Origin of the sequence: Pseudoalteromonas neustonica (genome assembly GCF_001653135.1) — a bacterium.
Taxonomy (GTDB): domain Bacteria; phylum Pseudomonadota; class Gammaproteobacteria; order Enterobacterales; family Alteromonadaceae; genus Pseudoalteromonas; species Pseudoalteromonas neustonica.
On sequence record NZ_BDDS01000012.1, the window covers coordinates 42,699 to 60,121 of the forward strand.

21 protein-coding genes are annotated in these 17,423 nt (G+C 40.7%); 5 read left to right on the forward strand and 16 right to left on the reverse strand.

Translation table 11 applies throughout. The features are described 5' to 3' along the window. Position 1 precedes the first annotated feature (1 nt). From A7967_RS15580 to A7967_RS15610, 7 genes are all read right to left on the reverse strand, one after another. A complete protein-coding gene (locus tag A7967_RS15580; protein ID WP_054206100.1) occupies positions 2–364 on the reverse strand; it encodes a response regulator in 363 nt (120 codons plus the stop codon). A gap of 9 nt (positions 365–373) precedes the next feature. Next, entirely contained in the window at positions 374–649 is a 276-nt protein-coding gene (locus A7967_RS15585; RefSeq protein WP_501193729.1) for an STAS domain-containing protein, read from the reverse strand. A 173-nt stretch (positions 650–822) separates the two neighbouring features. Next, positions 823–1,434 (reverse strand): SCO family protein, encoded by a 612-nt coding sequence (locus A7967_RS15590; RefSeq protein ID WP_054206098.1) that lies wholly within the window; start codon positions 1,432–1,434, stop codon positions 823–825. Then, the gene (cyoE, locus tag A7967_RS15595) at positions 1,431–2,339 is read right to left on the reverse strand and encodes a heme o synthase (RefSeq protein ID WP_054206138.1); all 909 of its coding nucleotides are present in this window, start codon (positions 2,337–2,339) and stop codon (positions 1,431–1,433) included. The genes A7967_RS15590 and cyoE overlap by 4 nt, the downstream gene beginning before the upstream one ends. Positions 2,340–2,347: 8 nt before the next feature. Further along, on the reverse strand, positions 2,348–3,337 hold the full coding sequence (locus A7967_RS15600) for a COX15/CtaA family protein (protein ID WP_054206097.1): 990 nt from the start codon (positions 3,335–3,337) through the stop codon (positions 2,348–2,350). Positions 3,338–3,354: 17 nt separating this feature from the next. Continuing rightward, positions 3,355–3,849: a hypothetical protein gene (locus A7967_RS15605; RefSeq protein ID WP_054206096.1), complete on the reverse strand. Its 495-nt coding sequence runs from the start codon at positions 3,847–3,849 to the stop codon at positions 3,355–3,357. Next, positions 3,849–4,586, reverse strand: a complete 738-nt coding sequence (locus tag A7967_RS15610) for an SURF1 family protein (protein ID WP_054206095.1) — start codon at positions 4,584–4,586, stop codon at positions 3,849–3,851. The genes A7967_RS15605 and A7967_RS15610 overlap by 1 nt, the downstream gene beginning before the upstream one ends. A gap of 12 nt (positions 4,587–4,598) precedes the next feature. Here A7967_RS15610 and A7967_RS23655 point away from each other — a divergent pair, with 12 nt between their 5' ends. Further along, positions 4,599–4,913 carry a DUF2909 family protein gene (locus A7967_RS23655; protein ID WP_082379065.1) on the forward strand — a complete coding sequence of 105 codons (315 nt, stop codon included), beginning with the start codon at positions 4,599–4,601 and terminating at the stop codon, positions 4,911–4,913. On the opposite strand, the gene A7967_RS15615 is transcribed toward A7967_RS23655, so the two are convergent. From A7967_RS15615 to lexA, 5 genes are all read right to left on the reverse strand, one after another. Then, entirely contained in the window at positions 4,813–5,688 is an 876-nt protein-coding gene (locus A7967_RS15615; protein WP_054206094.1) for a cytochrome c oxidase subunit 3, read from the reverse strand. The two genes, A7967_RS23655 and A7967_RS15615, sit on opposite strands and share 101 nt — an antisense overlap. A gap of 35 nt (positions 5,689–5,723) precedes the next feature. Next, complete coding sequence (locus tag A7967_RS15620; protein WP_054206093.1) at positions 5,724–6,251, reverse strand: cytochrome c oxidase assembly protein; 528 nt, start codon at positions 6,249–6,251, stop codon at positions 5,724–5,726. Further along, positions 6,251–7,852 carry a cytochrome c oxidase subunit I gene (gene ctaD, locus A7967_RS15625; protein WP_054206092.1) on the reverse strand — a complete coding sequence of 534 codons (1,602 nt, stop codon included), beginning with the start codon at positions 7,850–7,852 and terminating at the stop codon, positions 6,251–6,253. Before ctaD ends, A7967_RS15620 begins: the two co-directional genes overlap by 1 nt. After that, positions 7,852–8,994 carry a cytochrome c oxidase subunit II gene (gene coxB / locus A7967_RS15630; protein ID WP_064435845.1) on the reverse strand — a complete coding sequence of 381 codons (1,143 nt, stop codon included), beginning with the start codon at positions 8,992–8,994 and terminating at the stop codon, positions 7,852–7,854. Before coxB ends, ctaD begins: the two co-directional genes overlap by 1 nt. A gap of 418 nt (positions 8,995–9,412) precedes the next feature. Further along, on the reverse strand, positions 9,413–10,030 hold the full coding sequence (gene lexA / locus A7967_RS15635; protein WP_054206090.1) for a transcriptional repressor LexA: 618 nt from the start codon (positions 10,028–10,030) through the stop codon (positions 9,413–9,415). A gap of 178 nt (positions 10,031–10,208) precedes the next feature. Between lexA and A7967_RS15640 the strand changes: the two genes are divergently transcribed. Then, on the forward strand, positions 10,209–10,670 hold the full coding sequence (locus A7967_RS15640; RefSeq protein ID WP_054206089.1) for a PaaI family thioesterase: 462 nt from the start codon (positions 10,209–10,211) through the stop codon (positions 10,668–10,670). Here the strand turns inward: A7967_RS15640 and A7967_RS15645 are convergent. Further along, positions 10,648–11,028, reverse strand: a complete 381-nt coding sequence (locus tag A7967_RS15645; protein ID WP_054455401.1) for a hypothetical protein — start codon at positions 11,026–11,028, stop codon at positions 10,648–10,650. The genes A7967_RS15640 and A7967_RS15645 overlap by 23 nt on opposite strands. Positions 11,029–11,236: 208 nt before the next feature. On the opposite strand from A7967_RS15645, the gene A7967_RS15650 reads away from it, so the two are divergent. Both A7967_RS15650 and A7967_RS15655 read left to right on the forward strand, forming a co-directional pair. Continuing rightward, positions 11,237–11,947: a hypothetical protein gene (locus tag A7967_RS15650; RefSeq protein ID WP_054206087.1), complete on the forward strand. Its 711-nt coding sequence runs from the start codon at positions 11,237–11,239 to the stop codon at positions 11,945–11,947. A 202-nt stretch (positions 11,948–12,149) separates the two neighbouring features. Beyond that, positions 12,150–12,803 carry an endonuclease gene (locus A7967_RS15655; RefSeq protein WP_054206086.1) on the forward strand — a complete coding sequence of 218 codons (654 nt, stop codon included), beginning with the start codon at positions 12,150–12,152 and terminating at the stop codon, positions 12,801–12,803. A gap of 182 nt (positions 12,804–12,985) precedes the next feature. Here the strand turns inward: A7967_RS15655 and hmpA are convergent, their stop codons facing one another. The 3 genes from hmpA to A7967_RS15670 are packed head-to-tail and all read right to left on the reverse strand — an operon-like array spanning position 12,986 to position 15,691. Beyond that, positions 12,986–14,167, reverse strand: a complete 1,182-nt coding sequence (gene hmpA, locus A7967_RS15660) for an NO-inducible flavohemoprotein (RefSeq protein ID WP_064435846.1) — start codon at positions 14,165–14,167, stop codon at positions 12,986–12,988. A gap of 22 nt (positions 14,168–14,189) precedes the next feature. After that, the gene (locus A7967_RS15665; protein WP_064435847.1) at positions 14,190–15,422 is read right to left on the reverse strand and encodes an NnrS family protein; all 1,233 of its coding nucleotides are present in this window, start codon (positions 15,420–15,422) and stop codon (positions 14,190–14,192) included. Continuing rightward, on the reverse strand, positions 15,422–15,691 hold the full coding sequence (locus tag A7967_RS15670) for a hypothetical protein (protein WP_054206083.1): 270 nt from the start codon (positions 15,689–15,691) through the stop codon (positions 15,422–15,424). The genes A7967_RS15665 and A7967_RS15670 overlap by 1 nt, the downstream gene beginning before the upstream one ends. A gap of 145 nt (positions 15,692–15,836) precedes the next feature. Between A7967_RS15670 and norR the strand changes: the two genes are divergently transcribed. Next, the gene (norR, locus tag A7967_RS15675; RefSeq protein WP_244507107.1) at positions 15,837–17,420 is read left to right on the forward strand and encodes a nitric oxide reductase transcriptional regulator NorR; all 1,584 of its coding nucleotides are present in this window, start codon (positions 15,837–15,839) and stop codon (positions 17,418–17,420) included. Positions 17,421–17,423: the final 3 nt, after the last annotated feature.

A 17,423-nucleotide genomic window follows, 5' to 3' on the forward strand; every position in this document is an offset into this window, starting at 1 on the left:
ATTAGCGAATCACTTTCTTGATGACAGCCAATAATTGCTCAGGGTTAAAAGGCTTTACAATCCAACCTGTGGCTCCTGCCGCCTTCCCTTCAACTTTTTTATCCATACCGGATTCAGTTGTTAACATTAATAACGGCGTGAATTTATAGTTTGGCAGAGTCCGTAACTCACGGATCAAAGTAATACCATCCATTATTGGCATATTGACATCTGATATAACAGCATCAAAACCTTGCTGCTTAGCGATGCTTAATGCTTCACTACCATCTTTTGCTTCAGTAACATCAAACCCTGCCTTTTTTAAGGTGAATCCCACCATTTGGCGCATTGATGCGGAATCATCCACCGCTAAAATTCTTTTCATATTGACCTCTTAATCTGTACTTTCGAGTATTAGATATTCACTCAGACCCAAACTATTAATGGTACTTTTTAATGGATCGCTCTGCCCTACCCAAATAATTTTATGATGTACAGAAAGTAAATGTTTTTGCAAAGCACATAACAACTGAATAGTTGCAGTATCCGCACTAGAGACATCACTAATATCCAAACATACATCATCATTGCTATTTAATTCGCGTAATATATCTTGATGTAAAACCTCAACTTGGGTGATAGTCAATTCTGCAGGAAGCTTTAACATAATTTTATTACTTTCCTTGTTTTACCAATTCATAACAAAAGCTTAGACCGAGTTAGTAAAAAAGCCACAAAAGCACTGAAAAAAGAATAAATATATTTCATGATGAAAAATTCAGATAAAAAAAGGAGCACATCGTGCTCCTTCATGAATACATGTAGTTTTTAATTAGCAATTAATTATTGATATTGATCTGCAATTACTGAAAATTCTATTATTAGTTTTTTTGCATCAATCAAAGGCGTGCTGCCTGCTTTAAATTCAGGTTTAAAAATAGCCCTAACAGCTCCAGTTGAATCAACCATTGCAACTGATGCACTGTGATCGACAGCATACTCTTGCTCATCACTATCGCTGATTGCGTATATTAGCCCTAGTTCTCGCACTAATGGGAATAAGTCTTTATGTGGGCCTGAAACAGCTAAGAAATCTGGATTAAAATAGTCAATATACGCTTTGCGCTTGTCGGGTGTATCTCGTTGTGGATCAACGGATAAAAACCAAACTTGCAGCGGATACTTGTCTTTTAATGCCTTATGAACATTATTAAGTTTAGCTAAGGTAAGCGGACAAATATCTGGACAGCTCGTATAGCCTAAAAAAACCAAGTTCCACTGATTTAAAAACGCTTGCTTAGTCACCGGCTCACTATTTTGATCTTGCAAGATAAAATCATTAAGCGGCTTACTTTGCTCGTAAACAAGTGCGTCAACCGTAGCTACTTTATTTTCACTACAAGCAACCAAAAAAAACAAACTTAAAACTAATAATACATTCGCATTAAACTTCATATAACAAGCCATTTGTCTACAAATAAGACCACAAAGAGTACCATTAAATGAACGATTGAAAAACGGAATAAATCCATCGCAGTGTCGTCACTTCCTGCCATTTTAAGTTTTACTGCTTTATAAATAAAAATCCCATTAAGTACCGTTGAGGCTATTAAATAAATAGCACCTGACATGCCAATTAAGTAAGGCAGTACACATACCAGTGCTAATAAAATTGAATAAGCGACTACACATGTTTTACAAAAATCAATACCGTGAGTAACAGGTAACATGGGTATTTTTGCTCGTTCATAATCACTTTTTCGGGCAATTGCCAAAGCCCAAAAATGTGGAGGCGTCCAGGTGAAAATAATCATTACCAGCAACCAAGGAGCAGCTGCCATTTGCCCAGTTTCAGAGACCCAGCCTAGTAATGGTGGCATTGCACCAGCGAGTCCACCAATAACTATATTTTGTGGGGTTGCTCGTTTTAAAAATGAAGTATAAATAAATGCATAACCAACCAATGCAAATAAGGTCAATATTGCAGTTAACGGATTAGCCCATAGCATCAACATAATAAAACCACTAACGCCAATCACTGTTGCAAAACTCAATGCATGAAACTTAGATAACCGCCCCTTAGCAACTGGACGATGACGTGTGCGCGCCATTTTACTATCTATTTCGCTATCAACCACGTGATTAATAACAGCTGCCGCTGCTGATAATAACCCGATCCCTAACAAGCTGATTAGCTGTACACCCATCCCTCGACCAACATCTGGTGCAAGCGCTAACCCCACCCATGCTGTTAGTACCAACATGGCGACTACTTTGAATTTACAAATTGCGAGATAATCATTAATTAACGCGCTAATTTGACTAGGTGCTAACTTTGTTATTGCTATTAGTTGTGTCATAACTGCCCCTAAGTACGTACTTTTAAGTAAAAACATAAACGAACTACCGTTAATAAGAGTATGGCAGCCATTAGGTTATGTGCCAGTGCGATACCTAAAGGAAAATGCCAATGCACAACCGCTAATCCTAAACAAATCTGACATAGCAGTGCAATTAAGACCGCCACAGTGCAATGTTTTATCTTTTTAGATAGTGCATGGCTATAAATGCGCCACATGATCAGTGCTAACACTACACACGTAACCAATGCCCATATTCTATGCAGTAAATGAATCGACATTCTTGCTTGCTGTGAAAGCACGCCATATTCATAAGTACTTTGCTCTAACGGTAATTGAAATACACTACTAAGCGAAAATGGTTGGCCATAACTACACAGCGGTAAACCGTTACAATGTGGGGCAGCATAATTAGCAGCTAACCAGCCGCCTAGCGCAATTTGAATTACCAGTACCACTAACGCAACCAAGCTCAGCTTAAAGTGACGCCTTGCAGGGGCATCGCCTCCACTAATAGGCTGTGCAGTAAGTCGTAAATACAACAGTGTAACTAAAGACAAAATACTAAAGCCGCCCAAAAGGTGGCCCATTACAATGACAGGCTGCAAGTTCATGGTAACAGTCCACATGCCTAGCGCGGCCTGAAAAACCACTAACGCAAGTAGTAACAACGGTAACTTAACAGGCGTGGTCGGATGTTGACGCTTTGAAAAAGCCAATATAAATAGCGCTAAAATTAATAAGCCAAGGGTACCTGCAAAATAGCGGTGGATCATTTCCTTCCACGCTTTCGCGGTTTCAAACATCATATCAGGGTAACTTTGCTCTACATGAGCGAGGTCAGCTGCATGCTTGGGCACGGTTAAAAATCCATAACACCCTGGCCAATCAGGGCAACCTAAACCCGCATCACTTAAACGAGTATAAGCGCCAAGCCCAATAACTAAAATCGACAACATAAACGTAGCTAATACCAAGTTTTTATAATTTTTATACATAGTTAGCACTCCTTAAATTAGCTTGAACGCGAGTAGTTAAGTAATTTTTTTAAATCTTTTAACAATCCTTTTTGAGTTAAACGGTTTTGCTGAGGTTCTACATGATACGGGTACTGCAAAACGACCAACCCCATATGGTCAATTAAATATAAACTTGCTGGCTGGAGCACATCGACTGCAGGGAGTTCACGCCAGCGCAATGTTTGCTGTTGCGCCTGCCCAAGTATTGCCATATCGACTTTGCCTTGGTTTTTACCAAGGGCAACATAAAGATTGTTTAGTGCGTGTAATTGCTCAGCGCACGCTTGCTCACATTGTGCAGGGTGATTAAGCGCTATAGTCCACTGTTTATGCTCAGATTGTTGCCAATCTTGCAGTTTAATTTCTTGAGTTAAAAACTCGCCTTTATTACTCGATGCGCTTGGGATCCAGTCAAGTTTTAAGGCTAAATACGCCATTATTAAAGGCACTAAACAACAACCAATAAATATCATTAATGGATTATTTTTCATTATAATTCCTTCTTTTTACTAGCGAATATTGCAATAACTAGGCAAGCAACAGCGATTAAAAACCACTGCACAGCATATGCTTGATGTTTTTCGGGGCTCATCACCACAGCTTTATAATGAGGCACAGCGATGTTATCGCCATCACCTTGACGATACCCCATAAATTCAACGATGTTACGACCCGTCTGCTGTGTAAATAATGCTAAGTCAATAATTTGTATGCGCTTAGGCCAGTTTGAATCTATGTGTTGCGTTGCTTTTTGCAACGTAAAGCCACTGAGCGTGCCTTGCTTTAATTGCACTGTCATGGTGAAAGGGGTTGCTGGTAAATGAACCAGAGGTAACTGTTCGCGGCTAATGGGGGCCTTAACCCACCCCAAATTTACTAATAAGTTATCATCACTGTTGGTCAATTTTAATAAAGTAACAACATCGTAGCCAACTTGCCCTTGATAGACTTGATTGTCTAACAGCCAGTATTGCTCTGTATCAAGCATGCCCGTCACAGTTACATGCAACCCGGTTTTATTCCACTTAGTTGGAAGCTGATGCATTTGCTTCCAACTCAAAACTCCCTGCTCTTGTAGCTCGGCTATTTGTGTTAGCTGTAGTGCTTTGTTTTCAGCTCTTTGTAACTGCCAATACCCCAAACGTAAGCACACTAAAATCACAATCACCACCACGCAAAGTATGATAATTGAGCTAAGCTTTTGTTTACGCCATAAAATTAACTGCATAAAGGTGACCCAGTGATTATTAAAATTATTATCGTACTGTTGCTACTATTTATACTTTTTAACTTGTTCCGAGCTTTATTTATTATGGTCTCAGGTAAAGCGGATGGACGGCCTATGTCTCACTATTTAGGCCGTCGTGTATTATTTTCTGTTGTTGTATTAGTGATTGTAATTGCAGCGTTAAAGATCGGTTTTATCCACAGTAACGCATCGCCTATTCACAAAATTACAGCACGTATACAAATACAAATAAACACAGCCATACCACATCAACAAAATGCCAATACCAAGCAGCCGCTTGAAAAGCAAAATGTTTATCCGGGCTAAAATGGCCTTTAATAATTCGAATTAGAATGACCAATAATAAAACCGTACCTAAGGTCACATGCAGGCCATGAAAACCGGTCAGTAAAAAGAATGTATTGCCGTATACACCAGCATCTAAGGTCAACCCAAGATCTTGGTAGGCATGAATATACTCTTCAACTTGTAGGCCTAAAAAGCAAACTCCTAGCGCAACCGTTAATGCCAAAAATACCTTTAATGGTCCGCGCTTATTATTCTCCATTGCGACATGTGCAAAATGCAAAGTGACCGATGAGGTGAGTAATATTAATGTGTTGATCAGTGGCAACCCCTGCCAACCCATGGCTTGTGTTGTACCTCCTGCTGGTGTTGTGACTAATGGCCACATAGCCTCGAAGGTTGGCCATAGCACCTCATTGGTCATTGCATTATTACCCGCTCCACCCAACCAAGGCACAGAGAGGATACGGGCATAAAACAATGCACCAAAAAACGCCATAAAAAACATCACCTCAGAGAAAATAAACCAACTCATACCTTGACGAAAAGAGCGATCCATTTGCGCTGAATATAAACCCTTATCAGACTCTTCAATGACATTTTTAAACCAACTAAATAACATAAACAACAACACGCCAATGCCTACATAGAGAATATAATGACCATTGCCACCTTCATTCTTAGCCTGCATCACAGTAAGCGCGGCACCCACTGCAATAAAAAACATTGCAAATGCACCGACTATTGGCCACGGACTTTGCGCGGGCACATAGTATTTTTCGTGATTTTTATCCATTTTATTTGCTCCTAAATAGCGATTAGTTTGGCGGCCTAATTACTGGCGACTAACTGCTTGCTAATATCAAACACGGTATAAGATAAAGTTATTTCTTCCACATCATCAGGGAGTTCCGTATCAACATAAAAAAGTAATTTAAACTCAACCTCCTCCCCTGCTTTTAAGGGCTGTTGATCAAAACAAAAACAGGCCATTTTATGTAGATACTTAGCTGCTTTACCTGGCGATACCGACGGCACAGCTTGCATTACTTTATCTTCATTACTGATATTTTTTGCTTTGAATAACACCTCACGCATAGCACCAGGTTTAACAACCACACTATATTCATGTGATTTCACCTTAAACGGCGCGCCACTTTGTGCATGCGTAGTAAAACTCACATCTATTTCACGCTTTTCATTTATATGCGTGCTTTGCTTTGCTTGCTCTAGCGAGGGCTTACCATTAAGCCCTGTAACATCACAAAAAACGTCGTACAACGGCACCATTGCAAACGCAAAAGCAAACATGCCTAGGCATATTAAAACTAAGCGTTTAAGTAATGGTGCATGACTCATTACTTAATCTCCGGTGGGGTTTCAAATGTGTGATAAGGCGCTGGAGAAGCAACCTCCCACTCAAGACCTTCAGCACCATCCCATACTTTTGCCGGAACTTTGTCGCCACCGCGTGCGCATTTATACACCACAACAACAAACAGCAATTGTGAAAGGCCAAAAGCAAAGCCGCCAATACTAATAATCGCGTTAAAATCGGCAAATTGCAGCGCATAATCAGGGATCCGACGTGGCATACCTGCAAGACCAACAAAGTGCATTGGAAAGAACAGCACATTCACACTCACTAACGACAACCAAAAGTGCCATTTAGCCAAAGTGATATTAAACATATTACCCGTCCATTTTGGCAGCCAATAATAAGCCCCCGCCATGATTGAGAAGACCGCACCTGTCACTAATACATAGTGAAAATGTGCCACCACAAAGTAAGTGTCGTGATATTGAAAATCTGCAGGGGTGATTGCCAACATTAACCCAGAGAAACCACCAATCGTAAACAACACAATAAAGGCGATGCTAAATAACATGGGTACTTCAAAGCTAATCGAACCCCGCCACATAGTGGCTACCCAGTTAAATACCTTAACGCCCGTTGGCACCGAAATCAGCATGGTCGCATACATAAAAAATAGCTCCCCAGCGACCGGCATACCCGTCGTAAACATATGGTGCGCCCAAACAATAAAGCTCAACAACGCAATTGAGGACGTCGCGTAAACCATAGAGGCATAGCCAAATAGCCGCTTACGCGAAAAGGTAGGTACTATTGTTGAGATAATACCGAAGGCCGGTAATATCATGATGTACACCTCAGGGTGCCCGAAGAACCAGAATATGTGTTGGAACATCACCGGATCACCGCCCCCAGCCGCGTCAAAAAAGCTGGTCGCAAAGTATTTATCCGTCAGGACCATAGTCACGGCACCTGCCAATACAGGCATTACAGCAATAAGTAAAAATGCCGTTATTAGCCAAGTCCATACAAATAACGGTAGCTTCATCCAAGTCATACCTGGAGCTCGCATATTAACAATGGTCACAATGACATTGATTGCTCCCATGATTGAGCTAATTCCCATGATATGCACAGCAAACACAAAAAACGCGGTGTTATCGTTACTGTATGTAGTAGAAAGTGGTGCATAAAATGTCCAACCAAATGCAGGGCCACCACCAGGCATAAATAATGAGGCTAATAGAATTAAAAACGCGAATGGTAAAATCCAAAAACTCCAATTATTCATTCGAGGTAACGCCATATCTGGCGCACCGATCATCAAGGGCACCATCCAGTTTGCCAGCCCTGTGAAAGCAGGCATAACAGCACCAAATACCATGATCAAGCCATGTACTGTAGTCATTTGATTAAAGAAGTGAGGATCAACTAATTGTAGTCCCGGCTGAAACAACTCAGCGCGTATAACCATCGCCATCGCGCCACCAATTAAAAACATGGTCAACGAGAAAATTAAATATAAGCTGCCAATGTCTTTATGGTTAGTTGTGTACAACCAACGCTTAAACCCTTTTGCAGGGTGATGATGTCCGCCGTCATGATGCCCAGCTTCATTATGTTGTTGCTCTGTTACGCTACTCATTATTTAGCCTCCGAAGTTGCATCAATCGCGGCTTGTATTTGACTCGGTTGAATCACATCCCCAGTATCATTACCCCATGCATTACGTTTATAGGTAACGACAGCTGCCAATTGCTTAATTGATAACTGCTTAACAAATGCTTGCATCGCAGTACCTGGGCGACCATTAATCACCACATCAATATGATCATTAATATCCCCCAACACCACAGGGTTACCTTTGAGCGCAGGAAATACACCTGGTAAACCCATTCCTGTTGGTTGATGGCATGCGGCGCAACTAGCCATATACACCTGCTCTCCCAACACCATTAACTCCTCTTTAGGGAGGGTTTGGTCAAGCAGGGCTGCATCTGCTGCTGCTGCCGTTTTTTTGGCTTGCTTCGCTTGTTGCAACCAATCGGTAAACGCTTGCTCAGACTTAGCCTCAACAACAACAGGCATAAAACCATGATCTTTACCACATAGCTCAGCACACTGACCTCGATAAATTCCCTCTTCATTAATTTTGGTCCACGTTTCATTGATAAAGCCAGGGTTTGCATCTTTTTTAACAGCAAAATCAGGTACCCACCAAGAGTGGATAACATCGTCTGAAGTCATCAAAAAACGTACTTTTTTATTAATTGGTAATACCAATGGTTTATCAACTTCAAGTAAATAGGTGTTTGTTTTATCTACTTGGTTGGAAATTTGATCTTGAGGGGTTGATAGAATAGAGTAAAAAGCAACGTCTTCACCCATGTATTCATAATGCCACTTCCACTGCGACCCCGTAATTTTAATGGTCAAATCAGCTTTGCTGGCATCTTCCATCGAAATTAGAGTTTTAGTAGCGGGTACCGCCATAGCGATTAAGATTACAAATGGTATTGCCGTCCAGAGGATTTCTACTTTTGTACTTTCATGGAATTGGGCAGGTTTTGCCCCTTTTGATTTTCGGTGATGGATTAGTGCCCAAAACATAACCGCGAACACAATTACACCAATCACACAACATATAATAAATATTGTCATGTGCAGTTGATAAACATCATTACTTATATCTGTTACGCCCTTTCGCATATTAAATTGGCTATTTGCCAATACTTGCTGCGGTAGAACAAACAATATAAGCCACAAGGTAGAGCTCAGTTTACCCATGTGACGACTCCTTTGAATGCTATTGCAAAAATGCAAAGCGAAAAGGCGGCACTGCTATTAAATCGCGCCAATTCGTTTATTGTTATTTTAACTGAAAGTTAACAATTTATTTATACCACAGGCATAAACACACTCATTAAAGAGCAATTGTTAATACAGCGTATTAACCAATTAGTTAAAAAATGAACAATTAGCAAGTTTTAATGGCAATTAAATTTTATTTTACTGCAAAAATAACAACTAAAAATCAGCGCGTTATTTTCCAAAGGAAGGTAATATTAAATAGCTAAAAGCAGTGGATAAGTAGGGGTAATAAGGCTTTGAATGGTACTTACAAGTGTGGGTTCTAATATATTAGGGGTTAAAAAATGTAAAGCATCAAACTTCAGCTATTTGATGCCACTCTATGAAAAAGTTATTACATCCAATCGGCGTTACGAATAACACCAACAGCCAAACCTTCTATATTGAAAGATTCATGCTCTAGATCAACTTCAATTGCGCAGAAGTCATCATTTTCAGCATGTAAGAAAACTTTTTTCCCAGCTTTTTCAATACGCTTAACGGTTACATCATCATCAACACGTGCCACCACTACTTGGCCATTTTCAGCCACTTGAGTACGATGTACAGCTAATAAGTCACCATCCATAATACCAATATCTTTCATGCTCATGCCTTGTACACGCAGTAAAAAGTCAGCAGCTGGCTTAAATAACAGCGGATCAACTTGGCAATGGCTTTCAACATGTTGCTCAGCCAATATTGGTTCACCCGCGGCCACCCTACCAATAAGCGGTAAACCTAGTTGCTCTGGCTCATCTTCTTCAACCAGTTGAATACCTCGGCTTGCACCAGGTTTCATTTTAATCACACCTTTTTTAGCAAGTGCTTTTAAATGCTCTTCTGCCGCATTTGCACTTTTAAAACCTAGCGTCTGCGCAATTTCTGCACGCGTTGGTGGCATGCCTGTATCTTTGATAAAAGCTTTAATAAGTTCGAGAATTTGAGCTTGGCGATTCGTTAATGGGCGCATACAACTGGGTTTCCATACAGTACATTTAACTGTGAGTATATACAGTTATATGAAAATCGCAAATTTAAATTGGCTTAAATAAAACCATAAATATTGATTGAATTTATTAGTATGAAGTTACCGATATGAATGTTAAAAAGTATAAAGTAAATTTAAACCCATTGGAGAATATGAACATATGAGTATTTGGTATCAACCTATCACCCTTGAACAATGCAAAAATCTTGATAACGGTATAAGTGGACAAGGCACATTAATGAAAACCATGGGCATTGAGATTAGTGAAATTGGTGACGATTACCTCGTTGCAACTATGCCAGCCATCCCTGAGCATCATAACCCAATGGGAATAGTGCACGGTGGTGCTAATGTTGTTTTAGCTGAAACCGTCGCCAGTTATGCCGCTAATTTTGTGGTCGATTTCACAAACTTTTACTGCGTTGGACAAGAGATCAATGCGAACCATTTAAAAGCATCACGTAATGGCACGTTAACAGCAATAGCTAAGCCACTGCATTTGGGTAAGCGAACATCTGTATGGGAAGTAAAAATAACCAACAGCCGAGGTGAATTATGCTGCGTATCGAGGATGACCGCAGCAGTTGTTGAGCGTAAAATTAGCTCTGAACAGGATAAATAGTAATTTCAACACCGGCACCTATTGCAGATATGCGTAACAAGGTATCAACCTGTAATGCTTGATTAAAGCACTTTGGCGAGGTACCTGATTCAAAGCCAAGATCAAAAGTACGCTTTGAGCACGATAACCATTGTTTTAATGCTGCACGCGAACACGACTCTATTAACTCGCATAAGTGATTAATCGCCTTATCAGGAGAGGTTACTTCTCCTTTAGATTCAATGCGTGCAAGCTGTCGGTACTCATCTTTATCATAATGTAAAACCACAGCACTCTTTTTTAAGTCTGCAACTAACAGGCTAATATCTTGTTTGGATTCAAGCTCAAGATCTACATTTAAAAATTGAATTTCCGACATTATTTCTCTTTTATCTCACATTAAAAACAATGCAAACTTTAACCTATTTTTGCTTTTATACCAAATAATCTATCCCCAAGTCACCTCAAGATACATAATTCAACGTTTTATCTAAGCTAAAATCTACATGCGACAATTTGCCACATTGGCAAACCGAGTATAGCTTATAAAATACCGCGCTGAAAAATAATAACAAACAGGTAGTAATATGAATAAACGCATTTTTAAACACGCTCGTAAATTTCACAAATGGCTCGGGTATTTACTAGCAATTCAAATTTTTGCCTGGTTGTTAGGTGGTTTAGTAATGAGCGCAATCCCTCTTGAAAAAGTGCACGGTAAGCATCTTGCAGCACGCTCAATTAATAACCCATTTAATCAAGCCGATTACCCTACCTCACTTGATAATATTGTCTTGCAAGTTCCACAGCCAACTCAAATAACTTATAGTCATTTTTTAACCACCCCAATAATTACAGTGAATAACAGCGAAGGTGAGCATAGCTTTAATGGCCTTACTGGGCGTCCATTTTTACCACCGAGTAAAACCCAAATTATTGCAAATGCCCACGCTCATTTATTAATAGAAGCAAAAGTTAATAATGCTGTAATACTAACAACAGGCCCTCGTGAGGTGGGTTATAAACAAAATATTTGGCAAGTAACTTTTGACGACACCTTTAGCACAACGTTATATCTATCAGCAGATAATGGAAACGTTATTACTGTACGCAGTACTATTTGGCGTATTTTTGACTTTTTTTGGATGCTACATATTATGGATTACGACGAACGAGAAGACTTTAATAATCCATTACTGATCAGTTTTTCTGCCTGTAGCGTGTTATTTTGTATCACTGGATTTATTTTACTACTACAAAACTTCAGGTTGCCTCGACGTAAACGAACTCGCACATAAAATTCTCTTAATGGTGATGGCGATAACCACACGCCATCGCCGACTAAATTGCATATAAAAATATGCAATGTAAACTTTCTGATCTATAAAAATATACATTAGTTTAATTATTAAGTACTTAAGCTCGTCCGTTCAGCTGATTTACGCTATTGAATAATAACTCTAAAATACGCCCTCCTGTAGTTCACTTAAGTGATTGGATATGCCGTATTTTATTATTGCCTTATTGGCATCGTTGTTTAGTTTTAACCTTAATGCCGAGCAATTTACTCGCTTTTCTACAGCGAAAAGACATTTAATCAAAACATTACCTACCGACGCTAAAAGCATTTATTGTGGCTGCGACATAAAACGCCAAGGTAAAAAGCTCGTTCCCGATCCAACTCAGTGCGGTTATGTACCGCGTAATGCAATAACCCGTTCAGGAAAACCAAATGCACGCGCTGTACGCATTGAGTGGGAGCACATTGTACCTGCATGGGAATTTGGTCACCAACTACAATGCTGGCAAGATGGCGGGCGAAAAAATTGCGTTAAAACCAGTGCTCAATTTCGTAAGATGGAAGCCGATATACATAACCTCGCGCCAGCCATTGGTGAAATAAATGCAGATCGCTCTAATTATCGATTTGGAATGATAGCGGGGGATGCTAGCCAATATGGCCGTTGCCAAGTAAAGGTCGACTTTAAACAACGCGTAGTTGAACCCCCTCTTTACTCGAGAAAACGTATCGCAGATGCTTATTTTTATATGCAAAAAACGTATGGATTAAAAATTTCGAGCAAACAACAAAAACTATTTAGCGCATGGCAACATCAAGAATTAGCCCAAAAAATCAGCAACACCAAGTTATAGGTAAACGGTTGATTGGGCTAACTCGCAATAAGTTAAATATTGACGCGTAAACTCGCTTTATTAAATCCGCAATATTAAGCTTTATAAAGGGTACTTTTATATTTTCTAGCCAAGTCACCTCAAGATGCAAGCGTCTTGAGGTGACTTGGATATATAAAGCACCCGACCTAATTTCAGGCCAGTTAAAGATCTTGATGTGGGCCAAATACCTCATAATGTATGCGTGCAGCATCCACGCCTAGAGCAAGTAACTGCTGTTTAATTGCCGCCATGAAACCACTTGGCCCACAAATATAAAAGTCACCTTCTGCCAGTGGTAATTGCTCAGCAACACGTGCAACATCCATTAAACCTGAAAAGTCAGACTCCTCGCCACCTTGGTTTAACCAAGTATGGTGTGTTAATCGAGCATGCGCTTCGCCCTGCTCACGAATAAATTGATCAAACGAGTGCTGTTGTTTATTTTCACAGGCATGTAAATACGTCACTGGCTGATTAGATTGCTCACTTAGTAATGTTTGCAGCATTGCTAACATAGGTGTTTGCCCAACGCCCGCAGAGATTAATACCGCAGGCTTATCTTCTGAACGTAGAAAGAAATCTCCCGCTGGCGGATAAAGATCAACAAAGCTGCCTTCTTCCAATGAATGTAAATAGTTAGACACAATCCCCGGTGCTGGAAGCAATTCTTTTTTCACGCTAATACGGTAACTTTTACCATTACTTTGCTGTGAAATAGAATATTGGCGGATCTCACTGTACTGTGCATTATCGGGTTGTACTTTAATCCCTAAATATTGCCCGGATTTATGAGTGATCACTGCTTTTGAATCTAATGGTCTTAATATAAAGCTGGTCACTAACTGCGATTCAACCTGCTTATGTGCAATGATAAAACGACGCGTCCCAGACCAACCACCATGGTTATTTTTGCTATGGGCATACAAAGCCGCTTCTTCGGTAATACAGATATCTGCAAGTAATGCGTACGCTTCACGCCAAGCATATTCAACTTCTGGGGTAAACTGCTCTGGGATCAGCTCTTTTAATGTGCCAATTAAGTGACCGCCAACTATCGGGTAATGCTCCGGTAAAATATGCATACTGGCATGCTTATGATTAATACGCGCAAGCGACTCTTTCAAAACACCTAAATTATCAATATTTTGGGCATATGCAGCCAGCGCATTAAAAAGCGCAAATTGCTGACGACCACTGCGTTGATTAGCCATATTAAAAATATCTTGCAGTTCAGGGTTATGGCTAAACATACGCTTATAAAAATGCTCAGTAACCACAGTACCGGCCTCAGCTAACAAAGGGACTGTGCTTTTAACTATTTCAATGGTTTTATCAGATAACATACTACTTCCTAAAGCTAAATTACTAACCATGACGCCCATCAACACGACGCCGCGTTAAAATAGGAATGCAATGGATCAAGAACAACAAAAAGGCCACTAACCACAAAACAGCACTTAGCTGCCACGTAATATGCGGCCCAATAACAAAGGGTAATAACGAACGAACAATCGCTGCAACAAGCACCAAAGCAAACGCCACGGCCATTGTGTGTGGAATAATTAAAGGCCGGCCTGTATGGCCATGAGATACGCGTGTCATCATCGCAAGAATCATCATGCCAATCGTACCGATGGTGATCATATGTAGTGCGTCTTTAAACAAAATAACAGGGCTATAGAAACTTAGTGCAACCAATGCTAAACCAAACCCAAGAGCTAGATACGAGAAGTGCAACGACCATAGCAGTGGCACTTTGAGCATTTTATTATTCCACCACAACAATGAGCGGCTTAAATGCAATACAGCAACAACGGCCAATACCCAACCGGGATTAACACTTGATATGAATAGTTGGCTGATAAAATAAAACGCGACAGCAAATAACGAGCTGTAAAGCAGCACTTTATCCAAACGTGGAATACGTACTTGTTCAGCTAAATCTAAGCCGCGAGCGGTAAAAAAGGGCAGTACTCGCCCTGCCACCACGCCTACCAATAAGGTCATGACCAAAACGGCGGTATCGACAGTAGCCAAAGCCAACAGCATTTTTTGCTCAATGGCGAGCCATAAATAAACACTATTGAGCACGCACAATGCACCTAGAATTGGCAAAAACTGGTAGTTATTTTTACTTTTGGCTTTTAGTAGCATATTTGCCAGCGCTGCAATTGCGCCTAGCCACCAGATCAATTGGAAAAATAATACCGCATATAAATTGGCGTTCTCGAACCCCAATCCAGTAATAAAAAATGAACCTCGAGCAAGGAGCCAAATCACCGTGAGTAGCATTAATTTGTAACCACTTAAACTCGGCACACCGGTCCACGTTTGAGCCGCTGTTAATAAAAAACCAACAGCAACCGCACCGGCAAAGCCAAACATCATCTCGTGCGCATGCCAAAGTGTCGCGGGCATACTTAAGCCCCAGCTAACATAGCCCGTTAAAATAAGTAACCAATAACCGATCGACAAAAAAGCCAGTAGACCACCGGCTAAAAAATAAGGCCTAAATGCCAACATCCATAATGGCCATTGGCTTACTTGATAAAACTTAATGCGTGCAGGCACTGGTTCCGTCAGATTTATTGGTTGCATTAGCGTACTTCCTTTCCTAATCCATTAAGCGCCACACAGCGCAGCACATAACTAATTTTCAAAACAGTCGCAGCAAGAATTGTTGATATATGCGCCACTATTTGTAACGTCATCGGCAAGTAATGAGCATACGGATAACTCAATAAAACCGTCACCAGCATAAACACTGTACTTACACCTAAAGCAACATTTGCCCCCGTTAGTAAGCGAGTATAAAAATCACCAACAGTGGAAGCAGGATAATAATCATTCGATATTGGTATCAACATAAAAAACCCTCACTACGTTACATATAACAAGCTATTGCACAGAGCGAGCCAACATTAAATTCCTATTAAATACATAAACTTAAAATTAAACACATTGACAACCATGTCATTATGACTCACCCTTGAAAGTGACAAATAAACACATATGAGTCAAATTGACATGCTCAATAACAATACCTTGATTAGTACCGCACTTAAATTAGCCGCGCTCAGCACCCAAAACCCACATTTTGAGTTACTGATCCAATGCATTAATGAGGTCGTGCCTAGCGATGCAATTGCACTGCTTACACGCCAAGGTGATGTATTAAAGCCAGTGGCTATTCAAGGCCTCATGCCTGACACGCTCGGCAGGCGCTTTATTATTGATGAACACCCGCGTTTACAAGCCATTTGTAGCGCTAGTCAACCACTTCAATTTGCCCATGATTGCCCACTCCCTGACCCATACGATGGTTTGTTGTATGCTAAAACGGGCGATATTCCTGTGCATGCTTGTTTAGGTGTGCCTTTGCTTGATAGTGAAGGTAAATTACTAGGCGTGATCACACTCGACAGCCTTGATGCGCACGCATTTGATACACTAAACCTTGATTACTTAGCTCAGCTTGGCACATTGTGCGCCGCGCATTTGCATACCGCGCTGCAACTACAGCAGTATCAGCACCACGCACAACATAGCAGCGCTTTAGTACAAGCGCTTAATCACGAAGCTATCACCCGCGATGGCATCGAGATCATCGGCGAAAGCCCAGCGATACAAAGCCTAAAAAACGATATTAAGCTCGTCGCAGGCTCTGAGTTTAGCGTGCTGATCCAAGGTAACACTGGCGTAGGTAAAGAGCTTGTTGCTCGCAACATACATTTGCATTCAAAACGTAGTGAACAGCCGCTAATACACTTAAATTGTGCGTCATTACCAGAGAACCTCGCCGAAAGTGAATTTTTTGGGCATGCTAAAGGCGCATTTACTGGCGCTCATAATGCGCGCCAAGGTAAGTTTCAACTGGCCGATGGCGGTACGTTATTTTTAGATGAAATTGGTGAGCTCCCGCTTGCCATGCAAAGCAAGCTATTGCGCGTATTGCAAAGCGGCGAGATCCAAACTGTTGGCGAAGATGAGATAAAATATGTAGATGTACGCGTTATTGCAGCCACTAACCGAGACTTAAAAGACGAAGTCGCCCAAGGACGCTTTAGAGCCGACTTATATCATCGTTTAAGTGTTTACCCCCTCAATGTTGCACCACTAAAACAACGCGAAAACGATGTTATTTTACTCGCGGGCTACTTTGTTGAAAAAACTGCTCGTAAGCTCGCCATCAAACAATTAAAACTCAGCGTTGAATCTCAATTGTTACTCACTCAATATGAGTGGCCAGGCAACGTCCGCGAACTTGAGCACGTGATCAGCCGTGCAGCCTTAAAAGCAAAACAAAGTCAGTGGCAACAAGCAATAATCACTATCGAACCTATCCATTGTGAGCTTAATCTTAATGCAACTCCCGCTCCACCGACGACACTCATAGTAGAGAGTAGCGATAAAATTAATAATCACAACCTCTCGCTCAAACAAGCAACAGATACATTTACGCATCACTTAATAAGCCAACAACTTGAACAACATAACTATAATTGGGCCAGTGTGGCACGAACACTAAAAGTTGATCGCGCTAACTTAGTACGGCTCGCTAAACGCCTTGGTATTGAAGTAAAAAAATCCATTTAATTT

Excerpts from the sequence above, each read along its gene's own strand:
- A7967_RS15645 (WP_054455401.1), bottom strand. The coding sequence starts at position 11,028 with ATGTCGGAAATTCAATTTTTAAATGTAGATCTTGAGCTTGAATCCAAA.
- ctaD (WP_054206092.1), bottom strand. The coding sequence starts at position 7,852 with ATGAGTAGCGTAACAGAGCAACAACATAATGAAGCTGGGCATCATGAC.
- lexA (WP_054206090.1), bottom strand. The coding sequence starts at position 10,030 with ATGCGCCCATTAACGAATCGCCAAGCTCAAATTCTCGAACTTATTAAA.
- coxB (WP_064435845.1), bottom strand. The coding sequence starts at position 8,994 with ATGGGTAAACTGAGCTCTACCTTGTGGCTTATATTGTTTGTTCTACCG.
- A7967_RS15600 (WP_054206097.1), bottom strand. The coding sequence starts at position 3,337 with ATGTATAAAAATTATAAAAACTTGGTATTAGCTACGTTTATGTTGTCG.
- A7967_RS15655 (WP_054206086.1), top strand. The coding sequence starts at position 12,150 with ATGCCGTATTTTATTATTGCCTTATTGGCATCGTTGTTTAGTTTTAAC.
- A7967_RS15670 (WP_054206083.1), bottom strand. The coding sequence starts at position 15,691 with ATGTTGATACCAATATCGAATGATTATTATCCTGCTTCCACTGTTGGT.
- hmpA (WP_064435846.1), bottom strand. The coding sequence starts at position 14,167 with ATGTTATCTGATAAAACCATTGAAATAGTTAAAAGCACAGTCCCTTTG.
- A7967_RS15640 (WP_054206089.1), top strand. The coding sequence starts at position 10,209 with ATGAGTATTTGGTATCAACCTATCACCCTTGAACAATGCAAAAATCTT.
- A7967_RS15605 (WP_054206096.1), bottom strand. The coding sequence starts at position 3,849 with ATGAAAAATAATCCATTAATGATATTTATTGGTTGTTGTTTAGTGCCT.
- A7967_RS15610 (WP_054206095.1), bottom strand. The coding sequence starts at position 4,586 with ATGCAGTTAATTTTATGGCGTAAACAAAAGCTTAGCTCAATTATCATA.
- A7967_RS15665 (WP_064435847.1), bottom strand. The coding sequence starts at position 15,422 with ATGCAACCAATAAATCTGACGGAACCAGTGCCTGCACGCATTAAGTTT.
- A7967_RS15615 (WP_054206094.1), bottom strand. The coding sequence starts at position 5,688 with ATGGATAAAAATCACGAAAAATACTATGTGCCCGCGCAAAGTCCGTGG.
- A7967_RS15590 (WP_054206098.1), bottom strand. The coding sequence starts at position 1,434 with ATGAAGTTTAATGCGAATGTATTATTAGTTTTAAGTTTGTTTTTTTTG.
- A7967_RS15620 (WP_054206093.1), bottom strand. The coding sequence starts at position 6,251 with ATGAGTCATGCACCATTACTTAAACGCTTAGTTTTAATATGCCTAGGC.
- norR (WP_244507107.1), top strand. The coding sequence starts at position 15,837 with ATGAGTCAAATTGACATGCTCAATAACAATACCTTGATTAGTACCGCA.
- A7967_RS15650 (WP_054206087.1), top strand. The coding sequence starts at position 11,237 with ATGAATAAACGCATTTTTAAACACGCTCGTAAATTTCACAAATGGCTC.
- A7967_RS15580 (WP_054206100.1), bottom strand. The coding sequence starts at position 364 with ATGAAAAGAATTTTAGCGGTGGATGATTCCGCATCAATGCGCCAAATG.
- cyoE (WP_054206138.1), bottom strand. The coding sequence starts at position 2,339 with ATGACACAACTAATAGCAATAACAAAGTTAGCACCTAGTCAAATTAGC.